At 66.6% G+C, this 14,482-nt stretch carries 14 protein-coding genes; 6 read left to right on the forward strand and 8 right to left on the reverse strand.

The genetic code is table 11. From position 1 onward, the window contains the following. The first annotated feature begins 51 nt into the window (after window positions 1–51). Window positions 52–855 carry a PAS domain S-box protein gene (locus tag C489_RS13775; RefSeq protein WP_006431913.1) on the forward strand — a complete coding sequence of 268 codons (804 nt, stop codon included), beginning with the start codon at window positions 52–54 and terminating at the stop codon, window positions 853–855. A gap of 74 nt (window positions 856–929) precedes the next feature. Here the strand turns inward: C489_RS13775 and C489_RS13780 are convergent, their stop codons facing one another. The 3 genes from C489_RS13780 to C489_RS13790 form a co-directional block, all read right to left on the reverse strand. Beyond that, complete coding sequence (locus C489_RS13780) at window positions 930–2,219, reverse strand: adenosylhomocysteinase (RefSeq protein ID WP_006431914.1); 1,290 nt, start codon at window positions 2,217–2,219, stop codon at window positions 930–932. A gap of 176 nt (window positions 2,220–2,395) precedes the next feature. Further along, window positions 2,396–3,244: a hypothetical protein gene (locus tag C489_RS13785; protein WP_006431915.1), complete on the reverse strand. Its 849-nt coding sequence runs from the start codon at window positions 3,242–3,244 to the stop codon at window positions 2,396–2,398. Window positions 3,245–3,373: 129 nt separating this feature from the next. Continuing rightward, window positions 3,374–4,669, reverse strand: coding sequence for an amidohydrolase (locus tag C489_RS13790; protein ID WP_006431916.1), 1,296 nt, complete (start codon window positions 4,667–4,669; stop codon window positions 3,374–3,376). Between the two features lie 122 nt (window positions 4,670–4,791). On the opposite strand from C489_RS13790, the gene C489_RS13795 reads away from it, so the two are divergent. Further along, window positions 4,792–5,469 carry a stage II sporulation protein M gene (locus C489_RS13795; protein WP_006431917.1) on the forward strand — a complete coding sequence of 226 codons (678 nt, stop codon included), beginning with the start codon at window positions 4,792–4,794 and terminating at the stop codon, window positions 5,467–5,469. Between the two features lie 51 nt (window positions 5,470–5,520). Here C489_RS13795 and C489_RS13800 read toward each other — a convergent pair whose 3' ends face one another. Next, window positions 5,521–8,115 (reverse strand): heavy metal translocating P-type ATPase, encoded by a 2,595-nt coding sequence (locus tag C489_RS13800; protein ID WP_006431918.1) that lies wholly within the window; start codon window positions 8,113–8,115, stop codon window positions 5,521–5,523. Between the two features lie 84 nt (window positions 8,116–8,199). After that, window positions 8,200–8,790 carry an AsnC family transcriptional regulator gene (locus tag C489_RS13805; protein WP_006431919.1) on the reverse strand — a complete coding sequence of 197 codons (591 nt, stop codon included), beginning with the start codon at window positions 8,788–8,790 and terminating at the stop codon, window positions 8,200–8,202. A 126-nt stretch (window positions 8,791–8,916) separates the two neighbouring features. Here C489_RS13805 and C489_RS13810 point away from each other — a divergent pair, with 126 nt between their 5' ends. Continuing rightward, window positions 8,917–9,114 carry a CopZ family metallochaperone gene (locus C489_RS13810; RefSeq protein WP_006431920.1) on the forward strand — a complete coding sequence of 66 codons (198 nt, stop codon included), beginning with the start codon at window positions 8,917–8,919 and terminating at the stop codon, window positions 9,112–9,114. Between the two features lie 92 nt (window positions 9,115–9,206). Here C489_RS13810 and C489_RS13815 read toward each other — a convergent pair whose 3' ends face one another. Beyond that, window positions 9,207–10,604: a permease gene (locus tag C489_RS13815; protein WP_006431921.1), complete on the reverse strand. Its 1,398-nt coding sequence runs from the start codon at window positions 10,602–10,604 to the stop codon at window positions 9,207–9,209. 405 nt (window positions 10,605–11,009) lie between these two features. On the opposite strand from C489_RS13815, the gene C489_RS13820 reads away from it, so the two are divergent. The 3 genes from C489_RS13820 (at window position 11,010) to hisG (ending at window position 12,954) form a co-directional block, all read left to right on the forward strand. Beyond that, window positions 11,010–11,378 (forward strand): SHOCT domain-containing protein, encoded by a 369-nt coding sequence (locus C489_RS13820; protein WP_006431922.1) that lies wholly within the window; start codon window positions 11,010–11,012, stop codon window positions 11,376–11,378. Between the two features lie 9 nt (window positions 11,379–11,387). Further along, the gene (locus C489_RS13825; RefSeq protein ID WP_006431923.1) at window positions 11,388–12,026 is read left to right on the forward strand and encodes a hypothetical protein; all 639 of its coding nucleotides are present in this window, start codon (window positions 11,388–11,390) and stop codon (window positions 12,024–12,026) included. A 67-nt stretch (window positions 12,027–12,093) separates the two neighbouring features. Continuing rightward, window positions 12,094–12,954: an ATP phosphoribosyltransferase gene (hisG, locus tag C489_RS13830; protein ID WP_006431924.1), complete on the forward strand. Its 861-nt coding sequence runs from the start codon at window positions 12,094–12,096 to the stop codon at window positions 12,952–12,954. A gap of 22 nt (window positions 12,955–12,976) precedes the next feature. Here hisG and C489_RS13835 read toward each other — a convergent pair whose 3' ends face one another. Together C489_RS13835 and C489_RS13840 are read right to left on the reverse strand one after the other, a co-directional pair. Further along, on the reverse strand, window positions 12,977–13,396 hold the full coding sequence (locus C489_RS13835; protein ID WP_006431925.1) for a DUF7344 domain-containing protein: 420 nt from the start codon (window positions 13,394–13,396) through the stop codon (window positions 12,977–12,979). A gap of 349 nt (window positions 13,397–13,745) precedes the next feature. Then, window positions 13,746–14,306 (reverse strand): TATA-box-binding protein, encoded by a 561-nt coding sequence (locus C489_RS13840; RefSeq protein WP_005554970.1) that lies wholly within the window; start codon window positions 14,304–14,306, stop codon window positions 13,746–13,748. Between the last annotated feature and the right edge of the window lie 176 nt (window positions 14,307–14,482).

Consider the following 14,482-nt stretch of genomic DNA (forward strand, 5'->3'; position numbering starts at 1 on the left):
CTCCGAATCGCGAGGATACGATCGAACGGATTTCCACCGAGGTCGATCCCGATGTTAATTACCGCTCCGAAAACGGCCGAACCGACCGAACGGGAGGACCGGTCGCGACTGCGCCTCCTGCTGGTCGACGCCGATCGCGACCGCGAGCGCGTCGAACGCGCGTTCGATGACGACATCGACCTCACCGTGAAGACGGCGGCCGCAGTCGCGAACGTGCGGCATCGACTCGAGGGCGTCGACTTCGCGATCATCACGCCACAACCGACGGGGACTGAACCCGACGGCGACGGCGGCGACGACGCTAAGGCCGTCGACGACCGACTCGAGACGATCAGAACCGTCGCGGCTGACCTGCCGGTCGTCGTCCTCGCGGACGAGCGGACAGCCGACCTCACGGCCGTGGTCCGGTCGGACGGCTGGACCGCCGTCGTCGAACGGTCCGAGGCGACCGGACGGCTCGCCGACCGCGTCCGCGACCTGCTCGAGCGCCGCCGGCTTGCGGCGCTGTCGCGGCGGTCGCTCGCGAGCCTCGAGTTCGCCGGCGACGCGATCGGGATCGTCGACCCGGACGACGAGATCCAGTTTGCGAGTCGCTCCTTTGCGATGCAGTTCGGCGTCGATCACGCCGCTCTCCCCGGCACGCCGTGGCGGGAGCTGTTTACCGCCGAGGCCGTCGAACACCTCGAGTCGGTGGCGCTCCCGACGATCACGGACGGCTGGCGGTGGACCGGGACCTGTACCGGGCGACGACAGTCGGGCGACACGTTCGCGGCCCGCGTTCGACTCGGCGGCCTCGAAGACGGGAGCCTGGTGTTCGTCGTCGACGAGTCCGAGCGCGACGCGCTCGAGGAGTAACTGGCGGCTCGAACGGAATTAAAGAGTTCTAACGGCTGAAAGCGGTACGAGACGCTCGACTGGGAGGTTCGCAGTTACGTCCCGTGGTCCCAGCTGTCCATATACTCGTGTTGCGTGTCGGTCAGGGAGTCGAAGTCGACGCCCTCGGCCTCGAGTTTGATCTCGGCGATCTCCTTGTCGAGGTCGTCGGGAACGTCGTGGACGCCCGCGTCGTAGGCGTCGCCGTTCTCGAGCATTTCCCGCACGCAGACGGCCTGAATCCCGAAGCTCTGGTCCATGACCTCGACGGGGTGGCCCAGCGAGACGGGGGCGGCGAGGTTGACGAGTCGGCCCTCGGCGATGACGTTGAGTTTGCGGCCGTCGGCCATCTCGTAGGCTTCGACGCCGTCGCGGGCCTCGTATCGGTCGACTGCGAGGTCGTCGAGGGCCTCGAGATCGATCTCGATGTCGAAGTGGCCCGCGTTGGCGAGTAAGACGCCGTCTTGCATCTCCTCGAAGTGGTCCTCGACGATGACATCGCGGTTGCCAGTCGTCGTCAGGAACACGTCGCCGACTTCCGCGGCCTCGGCCATCGGCATGACCTCGTAGCCCTCCATGTGGGCCTCGAGCGCGCGCCGGGGCTCGACCTCGGTGACGATGACGTTCGCGTTCTGGCCCGACGCCTTCTGTGCGACGCCCTTGCCGCAGTAGCCGTAGCCCGCAACGACGACGTTCTTGCCGGCCCACGAGAGGTTCGTCGTCATGGCGATGGAGGCCAGCGAGGACTCGCCGGTGCCGTGAACGTTGTCGAAGAGCCGCTTCATTGGCGTGTCGTTGACCGCGAAGACAGGATAGTCAAGCGCGCCGTCGGCGTCCATCGCGCGCAGGCGGTGGACCCCGGTGGTGGTCTCCTCGGCCCCGCCGACGATGCCGTCGATCAGTTCGGGGTAGTCCTCGTGGATCGCGGCGACGAGGTCCATCCCGTCGTCGACCGTGATCGTCGGCTCGTGGGCGATAACGGCCTCGATCGCGGCGTAATACTCCTCGTCGTCGACGCCGCGTTTGGCGTAGCTGGTGATGTTCTCGTGGGTATCCAGCGCCGCCGACACGTCGTCGTGGGTCGAGAGCGGGTTACAGCCGGTCACCGCGACCTCCGCACCGCCCTCCGCGAGCGTCTCGACGAGCATCGCCGTCTTCGCCTCGACGTGCATCGCCATGCCGATGCGCTCGCCCTCGAAGGGCTGGTCGGCGACGAACTCCTCGCGGACGTGCTCGAGAATCGGCATGTGTTGGGCGGCCCAGTCCATCTTTCGACGGCCCTCCTCGCGAGCGGACTCGAGATCGTCGAGTTGCTCGCTGATCGGGGGATACTCGGTGTCGGTCATGGCTCGATAGAGTGGGACCGTGGCCAAAACGGTACCGAACCGCTCCGACGCTCGACTCGAGCGGGCGCTGGGTTCCGGCCGCGAAACCGCGCCGGTTACGGGCTAAAAACGATCGGCGAGAATGGTGGGTGGTCCGCGGTCACTACGTGCCTGGTCGATGGGGGTGGTCGCGGTCGTTACTTGGGACCGGCGTGGCTCGGCGGGCCGCCACCGCTGCCGCCGTCGTCCCCGTCGTCCCCGTCATCGTCGTCTTCATCGTCCTCATCGTCAGCGTCCTCGACGTCCGCATCCTCGTCATCGCTGTCGTCAGTCTCGTTAGCGTCGTCGGCGTCATCACCAGCCGACGGCCCGGCATCGCTCGGCGGGCCTCGCTCATCGCTATCTTCGTCTTCGTCGTCATCAGCGTCGCTTGGCGGGCCGGCGTGCTCGGGCGGGCCGCGCTTGTCGTCGTCAGTCTCGTTAGCGTCGTCGTCATCAGCGTCGCCGGGCGGGCCGGCGTGACTCGGCGGGCCGGCGTGGCTCGGCGCGTTCCCCGGGTTGTTCGCGACGACGAAGCTCGCGACCGAGAGGCCGACCGACTCGTTGGAGTCGTTCTGCTGGCTCTCGGCGTACTCGGAGACGAGCGCACCGAAGTTCGTCGCGGTCTCGTTGTCAGACTCGTTGTCCGCGGTCTCGTTGCCGTCGAGGTCGTCGGTTTCGTTCGCGTCAGTTTCGTTGTCGGCTAACTCCTCGTCCGACTCGTTGTCGTCGTCGGTCTCGTTGTCAGCCAACTCCTCGTCCGAGTCGTCGTCATCGGTCTCGTTGTCGGCCGATTCGTTGTCGTCAGCCGTTTCGTTGTCGTCTAGCTCGTCCGTCTCGTTGTCGTCAGTCGTCTCGTTTTGCTGAATCAGCGAGGGACTGACATCGGCGCTATCGACGGAGCCCGCGTCAGCGGCCCCCGTATTCGCCGCTGCGGTCAGCGGTGCGAACACGGACGCACACAGTGCGACCGTCAATACGAGTGCGAACAGCTGTTTTCGTCTCATCTCGAGTCGAACATTCACGGATCCCTGAATAAACCCCGTCGGCGGTTCGGTCAGTTCGCCGATCAGTTTCGAGGAGTTAGAATTGTTTATACAGTTTATTGCTGCTTTTGAGCGTTCAACAGTCGTTCATCACTCGGCTCGGGCGACCAGCGAGTCGGCCGCCTCGAGTGCTCGCTCCCGGACCGCCGCTTCGTCGAGGGTGAGCACGTCGCGGTCGCGCATGAGCACCCGGCCGTCGCAGACGGTGTGGCGCACGTCGGCCGCCGCGGCCGCGTACGCGAGGTGACTCACGAGGTCGTGACGCGGCGTCAGGTGGGGCTTCTCGAGGTCGATGACGGCGAGATCGGCCGGCGCACCCGCCTCGAGCCGGCCGGACTCGAGGCCGATCGCGGCCGCGCTGTCGCGGGTGAGCATGTCGACGACGGCCTCGGCGGGCACCGCACTGGCGTCGTCGGCCGCGAGTTTGCCGAGCATGGCCGCGTCGCGGGCCTCGTCGAGCATCGAGAGGTCGTTGTTCGAGGCCGCGCCGTCGGTTCCGAGACCGACGGTGACGCCGGCCTCGCGCAGTCGCTCGACCGGAGCCATCCCGCTGGCGAGTTTCATGTTCGAGGCCGGGCAGTGGATCACGCCGGTGCCCGCCTCGGCGAGCAGATCGATCTCGGTCTCGTCGACGTGAACCCCGTGAGCGACGAAGTCCTCGGGCTCGAGCATCCCGCGGTCGGCGGCGTACTCGAGCGGTCGAACCCCGTGTTCGTCGACGATCGGGGCGACCTCGTCCGCGGTCTCGTTCGCGTGGTAGTGGATCGGTACGCCGGCGTCCCGGGCCTCGGGGACGAACTCCTCGAGGTACTCGCTCCCGACGGTCGTCAGCGAGTGGGGCATGAACGCCGTCGAGATCCGGCCGTCGGCCGCGCCGGCGTACTCGCGGGCGATCTCGAGGCTCGTCCGGGCGTCCTCGCGGGCACCCTCGTCGTCCTTGACGACGGTGACGACGCCGTGGCCGAGGCGGGCGCGGAGACCGCTCTGCTCGACTGCAGCGGCGATTTCGGGGACATCGAAGTACATGTCCGCGAAGGCCGTCGTCCCGGATTTGATCAACTCGAGCAGGCCCAGTTCGGCACCGACGCGGATGTCGTCGCCCGTCAGTTCGGCCTCGGCGGGCCAGATGTCCTCCTGCAGCCACGCGTCGAGGGGTTTGTCGTCGGCGTACCCCCGAAGGAGCGCCATCGCGACGTGGCAGTGGCCGTTGACGAACCCCGGCGTCACGAGGGAGTCCGCGGCGTCGAGGGTCTCGTCCGCCTCGCCCGCGAGATCGGGGGCGATCTCGAGGATGGTACCGCTCTCCTGGTCGATCAGTACGTCCGCGGCCGTCACTGTCAGGTCGGGCCGCAGGACCCGGCCGTCGATGATCGAAAGCGTCGTCATTGCCACACGATTCTCGCCGGGCGGCCTTATTGTGTCGATTCGAACGATTACCGCCAGCCGCCGGCGCGACGAGCACGGAGACTAGTCGGCGGATTTAACATTTCGGTCGCGGAAGAGTCGGTATGACCGAACGATCGCAGCGCGCTGAGGGCGGCGGCTTTTTCGGCAGCTATCCGCCGCAAGCGGCGCTGGCCGACGCGTGGGACGAACACCGCCGATACGTCGGCTTCGCGGCCGGCCTGTTCGCGCTCGGCGTCGTCGTCGGGGTCCTCCTCTTGGCGGCCGGCTACAACCTGCTCGAGATCATCGCGGACCTGCTCGGCGAGAGCCTCTTCCCCGAGGACATCGACGCGTTCGGCGGACTCGAGTTAGCGCGATTCCTCCTGGTGAACAACTCGCAGGCGTACTTCCTGTCGATCGGCGGCGCGCTGTCGCTCGGGCTCCTCACCGCGTGGGCGATGGTGTTCAACGGGATCATCGTCGGCAACGTCGGCGCTGCCGTCGCGAACAATGTGGGACTCGATTACATCCTCGTCGGCCTGCTCCCCCACGGGGTCTTCGAACTCCCGGCCCTCTTCATTGCCGCCGGCATCGGCTTCCGGCTGCTCTACCGGTTCGGCCAGCGGATTCGGGGCACCCGCGACGCGGTCTTTACCAAACCCTACCTCTACCGGACCGCCCTCCTCGTCCTTGCCGGCTGGCTCCTGTTAGTCGTCGCCGCATTCGTCGAGGCGTTCGTCACGCCCGCCCTGCTCGAGGCCCTGTTCGCCGAGCGCCTCGAGGGACTGAGCACGCCCTGAGACTGCTGCGGGAGCCACTGTTTCGGCCGGTTCCAGCCGCTCGAGGACCGATCAGCGCCGGAGCCGGCCGAGCAGTTCGTAGTCCCGATCCGGCGTGTACCGGCGGAACAGCAGGCTGTTCGAGAGGACCGACACCGACGACAGCGCCATCGCGCCGGCCGCGAGCACGGGCTGGAGCAGGCCCAGCGAGGCCAGCGGGATCATCGCGGTGTTGTAGCCCAGCGCCCAGACGAGGTTCTGCTTGATCTTCGCCAGCGTGGCCTCCGAGATTCGAATCGCCTTCACCACGTCGAGCGGATCGTCCCGCATCAGGGTCACGTCCGCGGCCTCGATGGCCACGTCCGTCCCAGAGCCGATGGCGGTGCCGACGTGGGCGACGGCGAGCGCGGGCGCGTCGTTGACCCCGTCGCCGACCATCATCGCCTTGCGGCCCGTCGACTGGATGTCCTCGACGGCGTCGGCCTTGTCCTCCGGCAGCACGCCGGCACGGACGTTGTCGGGATCGATCCCCACTCGCTCGGCGACGGCGCGGGCCGTCCGCTCGTTGTCGCCGGTGATCAGCATGACATCCAGCCCGCGCTCGCGCAGGTCGCCGACCGCGTCGGCCGAACTCTCCTTGACCGTGTCGGCGTCCGCGACCACGCCCGCGACCGCGCCGTCGACCGCGACCAGCATCGCCGTCTTCCCCTCGCTTTCGAGCCGTTCCATCTCGTCGGCGACGGGCGCGGGATCGACGCCCTCGCCCTCGAGGAGCCGCCGGTTGCCGACCAGCACCTCGCGGCCCTCGAGGGTCGCCCGGACGCCCTGTCCGGGGACGTTCTCGAACGCCTCGGGATCGGCTAGCTCGAGGCCGCGTTCCTCGGCCCCCTCGACGATGGCCTGTGCGAGCGGGTGTTCGCTGTTGCGCTCGGCGCTGGCGGCCAGTCGGAGCACCTCGCTCTCCTCGAGGCGTTCCCTTGTCGCCACCGCACCACCGTCTGTCGCCGGTTCGCCGCCGTCGGGTTCGGGTCCGCCGTCCTCGAGCGCGACCACGTCGGTCAGCGTCATCTCGCCGGTGGTCAGCGTCCCGGTCTTGTCGAAGACGACGGTATCGACGTCTCGCGCGCGCTCTAAGATGTCACCGCCCTTGAACAGGACGCCGTTCTGTGCGCCAAGCGTGGAGCCGACCATCGTCGCGGCGGGCGTCGCCAGCCCGAGCGCGCAGGGGCAGGCGATCAGCACCGCGGAGGCGAAGACGACGACCGCGAACTCGAACGTCGAGAGCGCGTTCGGACCGCCGCCGACCAGGTCCAGCACCGGCACGGCGTCAACGACGCCGGCGAGCGTCGTCGGGAACAGGAACCAGACCAGCCCCCAGAAGATCGCGTTGAGGATGACGGCGGGGACGAAGTACGCCGAGATCCGGTCCGCGAGGTTCTGAATGTCGGGCTGGCGAGACTGGGCCTCCTTGACGGTCTGGACGATCCCCTGCAGGGCCGTGTCCGAGCCAACCTTGGTCGCCTCGACGACCAGCACGCCGTTCTCGTTGATCGTCGAGCCGATCACCTCGTCGCCCTCTTCCTTCTCGACGGGCACTGACTCGCCGGTCACCATCGACTCGTCGACCGCCGACTGGCCGTCCACGACGACGCCGTCGGTCGGCACCTTCTCGCCGGGCCGAACCTTCATCCGGTCGCCGACATCGACATCCTCGAGTTCGACCTCTCGCTCGGTGCCGTCCTCGTCGACCAGCGTCGCCGTCTCGGCTTCCATCTCGAGGAGTTTCCGCAGAGCGTCGCTGGCCTGGCCCTTCGAGCGGGCCTCGAGGTAGTTGCCCAGCGTGATGAACACGAGGATCATCGCGGCGGTGTCGAAGTAGAGGTTGCCCGCCAGCAGGCCCAGTAAGACCACGAGGCTGTAGAAATACGCCGTCGACGAGCCAAGCGCGATCAACACATCCATGTTGGCGGTGCGATTGCGTACCAGCGCCGTGTAGGAGTTGACGAGGAACTCCCGGCCCAGCAGGACGTAGACCGGCGTCGCGAGCAGGAACTCGACCCAGCCGAAGGAGACGCCGAAGACAGTCTCGGGAACATAGGTCCCGCCAAGCAGGAACTTGTCGGCAAGGAAGAACAGGAACGGAGCCGACAACACCGCGCCGAAGATCGTCAGCCGGCGCTGTTTGCGGATCTCAGCTTGGCGGGCGGCGTCGCGCCGATCCTGATCCGACTCCTCATCGCCGCCTTCGTCGCGGACGGGCGTGTAGCCGGCGTCCTCGATGGCCGCGTAGAGGGCCTCGAGCGAGACGTCTGCCGGGTTGTACGCGACGGTCGCCTCGTCGGTGGCGTAGTTGACCTCCGCGTCGATGACGCCGGGGACGTCCTCGAGGGCCGCCTCGTTGGTTTCGGCGCAGTTCGCGCAGCTCATGTCGGTGATCCCGATCGAACGGCTCGCGCGGTCGGCCTCGTAGCCGGCCTCGTCGATCGTCTCGTAGATCTCGGCCAGCGAGATCGTCTCGGGATCGTAGTCGACACTCCCGTCGTCGGTCGCGTAATTGGCGTTCGCTTCCGCCACGCCGTCTCGGGACTCCAGGGCCTCGCTGATTGTCTGCGAACAGTTCGCACAGCTCATGCCCCGGATGTCCAGGTGTGCGGTCCGGGTACTCATTACTGGGTTCTAGGGGACCACGCCTTACCCCCTTTACTGGTCGGAATCCAAAGCCCAGCGCGGTGCGTAGCTTCGGATCGAAAGTCAGACCCCTTTCTCGAGCCGGTCGTAGCGGTCCTCGAACCGACCCTGACAGGACTGACAGCAGAAGTGATACACCTCGCCGTCGATCCGGCTCGATTCCCCCTCACTGTCGACCGTATTGTCACACTCCGCGCAGGTGAGCGCGAACTGCGTGCCCTCGAGCGAGGGCGTCCACTCGGCGTCGTCGACCAGCGTCACGTCGTAGTCGATGCCGTCGGCGTCGGGGAGCAGTCCCGCGAGCCACTCGCGGACGCCGTTGACCTGTGCGCGGGCGTAGAACCAGATTTCGCCGTCGGCGGTGAGAAACACGTGCTCGACGGCGTCGGCCTCGGCGGCCGCCGTCCGGCAGTCCTCGACCGCGTCCGGGGGCGCGGTCACCTGTACGAACACCGGCACCCCCGCTCGGAGCTGTGACTGGTCGACGTCGAGGGTGAACCGGTTGATGATCCCGGCGTCCTCGAGGCGGGCGACGCGGTCCGAGACCGCGGGACCGGAGAGGTCGACTTCGGCGGCGATCTCGCTGAACGGCCGCCGGGCGTTCTCGCCCAGCAGTCGCAGGATCGCCATGTCGGTTTCGTCGAGGTCGCGCATACGCTTCGTTCGTCCCGGCCACCAAAGAGCGTGGCGGCAGTGACTTTGGAATTCGAAGCTATATTCGCCAGCAGGTTAGCGCCGGAAGGGATAAGGCACAAAGGAGAGCTGCCCCTATACACTTGTATGAGTCAGACGCTCACCGTCGAAGGCATGTCGTGTGAACACTGCGAACAGACCGTCGAAGAGGCGCTCGAGGGCGTCGACGGCGTCGAGTCGGCTGATGCCGATCGGGAGAGCGAGCGGGCGACCGTCGAGGGGGACGCGGACCCGCAGACGCTCGTCAGCGCGGTCGACGAGGCGGGCTACGACGCGTCCGCGTAGCTCGATCTCGAGTCGCGGGCGGCCGGACTGCGATAGTCGCTTCCAACCGTCCGGTACCGACCGGACCCCGTTTTTTCGGCCACTGAGGGCGGTCAGTGGTGATCGTGCGACGACTCGGCGTCCGAAACCCGCGGCGGGTGCGCCGCGAAGTCGGCCGGCGCGTCCTCGAACGTCCGCTTGCAGGCGGTCGAACAGAAGTAGTAGGTCTCGCCGTCGTGTGCGGCGCTCGGGCCGTCGTCGTCCGTTCGCATCCCGCAGACCGGGTCGCGGTACTGTCCGGGGGCACCGAGCCCGCGACGGTACACGAACAGGAGGAACCCGGAGACGGCGAAGGCGACGAGGTTGAGATAGAAGGTGTAGTTCAGTTCGAAGTACCGCTGCTCGGTCGCCGTCTCGCCGCCGGCCAGGTTCGGGACGATGCCGAGCGCGTCGAACAGCAGTTCCATGAGAAAGCCGGTAAACGCCATCGTCACGAAGAAGACGCCGAGGATGTACAGCATGACTTTCCAGCCGTAGTACTTCCGGTAGACGTTCAACACCGGCACCGTGATGAGATCGGCGTAGACGAACGCGATGACGCCGGCGAAGCTGATCCCACCGCCCCAGAGGGCGACCGCGAAGGGAACGTTGCCCATGCTCCCGACGAAGCTGAGGACGGCGATCGCGACACCCATGACCGCGTTCTCAGCAGTCACGAGCAGGCCGTCACCTCCGAGGAACAGCGCGTTCCAGACCGACTGGGGGACGAACACGATGACGAAGCCCGCGATGAGAAACCCCGCGACGACGTCTTTCCAGATCATCGACCACTCCTTCCGGTACTGGTTCGCAACCTTGTACCAGCCGCCCCACGACCGGAGTTCGTCGGACCACTCGCCGCTGCTTGCTGTCTGCTGCCGATAGGTCTCGAGACAGCCCTCGGAACAGAACCGCAGCGTCTCGCCGCCGTCGGTCACGATCGCGTGTTCGTCCGTCCCCTCCATCCCGCAGGTCGGGTCCGTTATCCCGCCGCTCTCGCGATCCTCGCGCTCGAGTTCCGCGCGGACCTCGTCGAACAACGGTTCGGGGAGCGTCAGCCGGACGATGACCGCCATGACCGCGATGAGGACGAGGCCACCGAGCAGTTCCGCGACGAGGAACTCCCAGCCCAGAAAGAGCAGGATCATCAGTCCGAGTTCGACGATGAGGTTCGTCGAGGCGAACATGAACGCGAGGACGTTCACCGCGTGCGCGCCCTTTGCGAACAGTCCCTTCCCGATGGCGACGGCACCGAAGCTACAGCCGCTGCTGGCCGCGCCAAAGGCCGTCGCCGTCGCGAGGCTCGAGAAGTCGTCTTCCCCGAGAACGCGCGCCATCCGCTCTTTCGAGACGTACACCTGTACGAGGCTGGTGATCGTCAGTCCCATGACGATCGCCCACGCCGCCGTCCAGAGGAATCCGACGCCGATCCGGAGCGACTCGAGGACGCCCTCGGCGAGTGGCGGTTCCATATGTAGTACGTCGGAGGAATCGCCTATTGCGATTTCCCTTGGGAAATCGATGGCGTCCGCCATCCGGAACGACGGGATCGAAAGCGGCCACCGAACTGCGGGGCGGTAGACGACACCGGACCGTACGGCGACACGCAGCACCCGGTGTTGCGGGCGTTAAGCGGCATTTATCGGCGTATGGGCACCGTTCTGTCACGGCCGTCTCGCGTCGGGCCCCGACCGGGCGGTGGGTACCCCACTATATCAGCGACGAATCGCGGCCCGATCACGCCACTGGCCGGCGATAGAACTGTGAATGTCGAAGTGAGCCGGTAGCCAAACGTTGGATTCCAAGGGAGAACCGCATTGAGTCACGAGACCGTACGCCTAGCTGGAGACGGACCGCGCCGTCACCGGTGAGATCACATGGCTACCGACACACGCGACACGCGACTCGCCGCGATCGTCCTCGTCGCCATCGGCGTCCTCGTGGTGCTACCGATGGCGTTCATGGGGTTCGGAACGATGGGAGCCGGCCCGATGATGGGCGGCATGTGGGGCCACGAGATGTGGAGCGGCGAGACGGCACCCGGCTGGCTGCCGCTCGTCGCCGTCCTGTTGCAGCTCCTGTTCGTCGCCGCCGTCGTCGGGGGCGGCTATCTCGTCTACCGGGCGATCGCCGGTGCGGACGACACCGACCCGGCGCTCGAGGAACTGCGGCTGGCGTACGCTCGCGGCGAGCTGAGCGAGGAGGAGTACGAACAGCGACGAAACGCGCTCGATCGGGACACGTAAACGGGGCTGATGTCCGGCACTAGCACGGCGGTCACCGGCCCCGAACGACCCGCGGTCTCTCGGTGGCTCGAGCGGTATACGGCGATCGGCCTCGTCGGGCTCGTCGTCGGGACGGGGCTCTGTCTCGCGGCGCTCGTGACGAACCCGGTCCCCGACCCGTCGTTTCCGTGGCTGACGCTGCCGCCGTCGCTCCGGCTCCCGATCGAACAGCCCCGCATCGAACACTGGCCGGTCACGTACACGGTCGGGATCTGGCTGTGGGTCGGCTGTTTCCCGGCGCTGTTTCTGGCCGGCTACCGGCGGTGGGGCTCGCGGGTCCGGCGCGGAGCCGACCTGTGGCTCGTCGGCCTCCCGGCGCTCGCGATGGTCGGATGGACAACCTACTGCCGGTTCTTCTGGCCGAAGCTCGAGCCCGCGACGTGGAACGCGCCGTCGTACACGCTGGTCTGTTGGCTGTACTGTTCGTCCTATGATCCGCTCTGGAGCAACGCCGCCTACGCCGTGGCGCTGCTCGCGCTCGGAGCGACGGCGCTCGCGGTTCGACGCCACGGGCTCGCACCGACCGCCCTCGTCGGGTTCGGAGTGTTGTCGCTCCCCCTGGGGCTGCCCGCGCTCTACGAGGGGTATCGGCGGCTGCAGGGACCGTGACGGACCGCGCTCGAGCCGATCGATCGGATGAAAAGACAATTCCCCGCCGCCGTCCAAGGAGCGGCATATGCGAATCGCCGTTCCCAACAAGGGCCGCCTGCACGAGCCGACGATCGACCTCCTCGAGCGGGCGGGGCTCCATCTCGAGAACGGGGCCGACCGGAAACTCTACGCGGACACCGTCGACCCCGACGTAACCGTGCTGTTCGCCCGCGCGGCCGATATCCCCGAGTACGTCTCCGACGGCGCGGCCGACCTCGGGATCACTGGCTTCGATCAGGTCCAGGAGGCTCGCGTCGACAACGTCTCGGAACTGCTCGACCTCGAGTTCGGGCGCTGTCGGCTGGTGCTCGCGGCTCCGGAAGACGGCGACATCGGCGGCGTCGAGGATCTGGCGGGCAAGACTGTCGCGACCGAGTTCCCGAACATCACGGCGGACTTCTTCGCCGAGACCGGCGTCGACCCCGACATCGTCGAGGTCTCGGGCGCGACGGAGCTGACTCCCCACGTCGAGATGGCCGACGCCATCGTCGACATCACGAGCACCGGAACCACGCTGAAGATGAACCGGCTGGCCGTCGTCGACGAAGTCCTCTCGAGTTCGGTGCGCCTGTTCGGTCGCGAGGACGTCCTCGAGGAGCCGAAGATCGGCGAGGTCCGGACCGCCCTCGCCTCCGTCAAGCAGGCCGAGGGCAAGCGCTACCTGATGATGAACGTGCCGCAGGATCGACTCGAGGCCGTCCGCGATGTCATTCCGGGGCTGGGCGGGCCGACGATCATGGATATCGCCGACGAGGAAGCCGACGAGGCGAAGGTCGCGGTCCACGCCGTCGTCGACGAGGAAGACGTCTTCGAGACGATTACCGAGGTCAAAAGCGCCGGCGCGAGCGATATTTTAGTGACCGAGATCGAGCGCCTCGTCGAGTAGTCGCGGGCAATCGCGGCTCGCGTTACTCGAGTCGAGCGGCGATCGGTCGCTCGAGCGAGTCGAACTCGAGGAGGGATTCGAACGCGGTGCAGTTTGCCGCCGGGCCGACGAGGTTCCGCACCCGATCGAAGCGGACGATATCGTGTTCTTCGAGCAGCGGGATGTGCGTTTCACAGAGCGAGGTGTGAATCCGCTGGCGCAGTCGGTGGATCGTCGTCCCGACCGCGGGATCGTGCTCGGCGTCGGCGAGTCGCCCGACCAGCGTTCGCAACGCGATCGGATCGTCGGCGGCGAGGACGCAGCGAACCACTTCGCGTCGGCGATCGCTGTCGACGATGTCCCGGATCGTGTCGCGTGCGAGCGGGCGGCGGCCGATCGCGGCGTCGTTCCCGAGCTGAAACCGATCCGAAACCGGCGTCGTTCGATCTGGGTGGATCGTCATGGGCACGTGAGAGTCAGGAACGGGTTGCCGGATAAACGCGAGCGGTCGTTTCGACGAATCTGGATCGATTCAGGCGAGTCAGCCCCGCTGGGGCGGGATTGAACGATCGATAATCCGGTGAAAGCGACGGTGGAGTATGCGACAACCGGCGAGAGCGCGATCGATCGAACCGAGAAATACGTTGGACAAACGGGTAAGCAGTCACTACCGACGGGTGATCGGGGAATGGTCGGAAAAAGCGTCTCGCGGACACGACGGACCTGCTGTCTGGCGCGAGGACGTGTCCGTGAGCGAATCGGTGGCGTGGGCACCGCTCGAGGCGGTCGACGGCGGCCGAAAACGGGCGGCGTTACTCGAGCAGGCCGAGGTCCTCGAGCCGGGAGACGATCTTGTCGACCGCGTGTTCGGCGTCTTTGGGCTTTTTCCCGCCGGTGATGACGAGCTTCCCGGAACCGAAGAGCAGGGCGACGACTTCGGGCTCGTCGAGTCGATAGACGAGGCCGGGGAACTGCTCGGGCTCGTACTCGATGTTCTCGAGGCCCAGCCCGATGGCGATCGCGTTCAGGTTGAGGTTGCGGCCCAGATCGGCCGACGTGACGATGTTCTGGACGACGATCTCGGGGTCCTCGTTGACCTGAATCTGGAGCTCACGGAGCTTGTCGAAGACGATGCGCAGGCTCTCGTGAACGTCGTCGGTGCTTTTCGCGCCGGTACAGACGATCTTCCCGGAGCGGAAGATCAGGGCGGCGGATTTGGGATTCTGGGTACGGTAGACGAGACCGGGGAACTGCTCGGGGTCGTAGTCGGCCCCCTCGAGGTCCATGGCGACGCTCTGGAGGTCGAGTTCCTGTCCGATGCCGGTCGACGCCACCACGTTTTCGATGTTGATGGTGTCCTTCGGATCCGTCATTAGTCGCTTAAAAAGACGTATTTAAGGTTTATAAAGGTTAGTACCGCCACCTGATATATCCGGTTTATACGATCCCTGCGATTTCCGGGACGGCCGATTTCCGGGCGGTAGGCGGGTCGTAGGTGTGATATTTGGTATCGTGTATACTCGGCGGTTCGCGGAAAGCGGTAGGCTCA

Origin of the sequence: Natrinema versiforme JCM 10478 (assembly GCF_000337195.1) — an archaeon.
Lineage (GTDB): Archaea > Halobacteriota > Halobacteria > Halobacteriales > Natrialbaceae > Natrinema > Natrinema versiforme.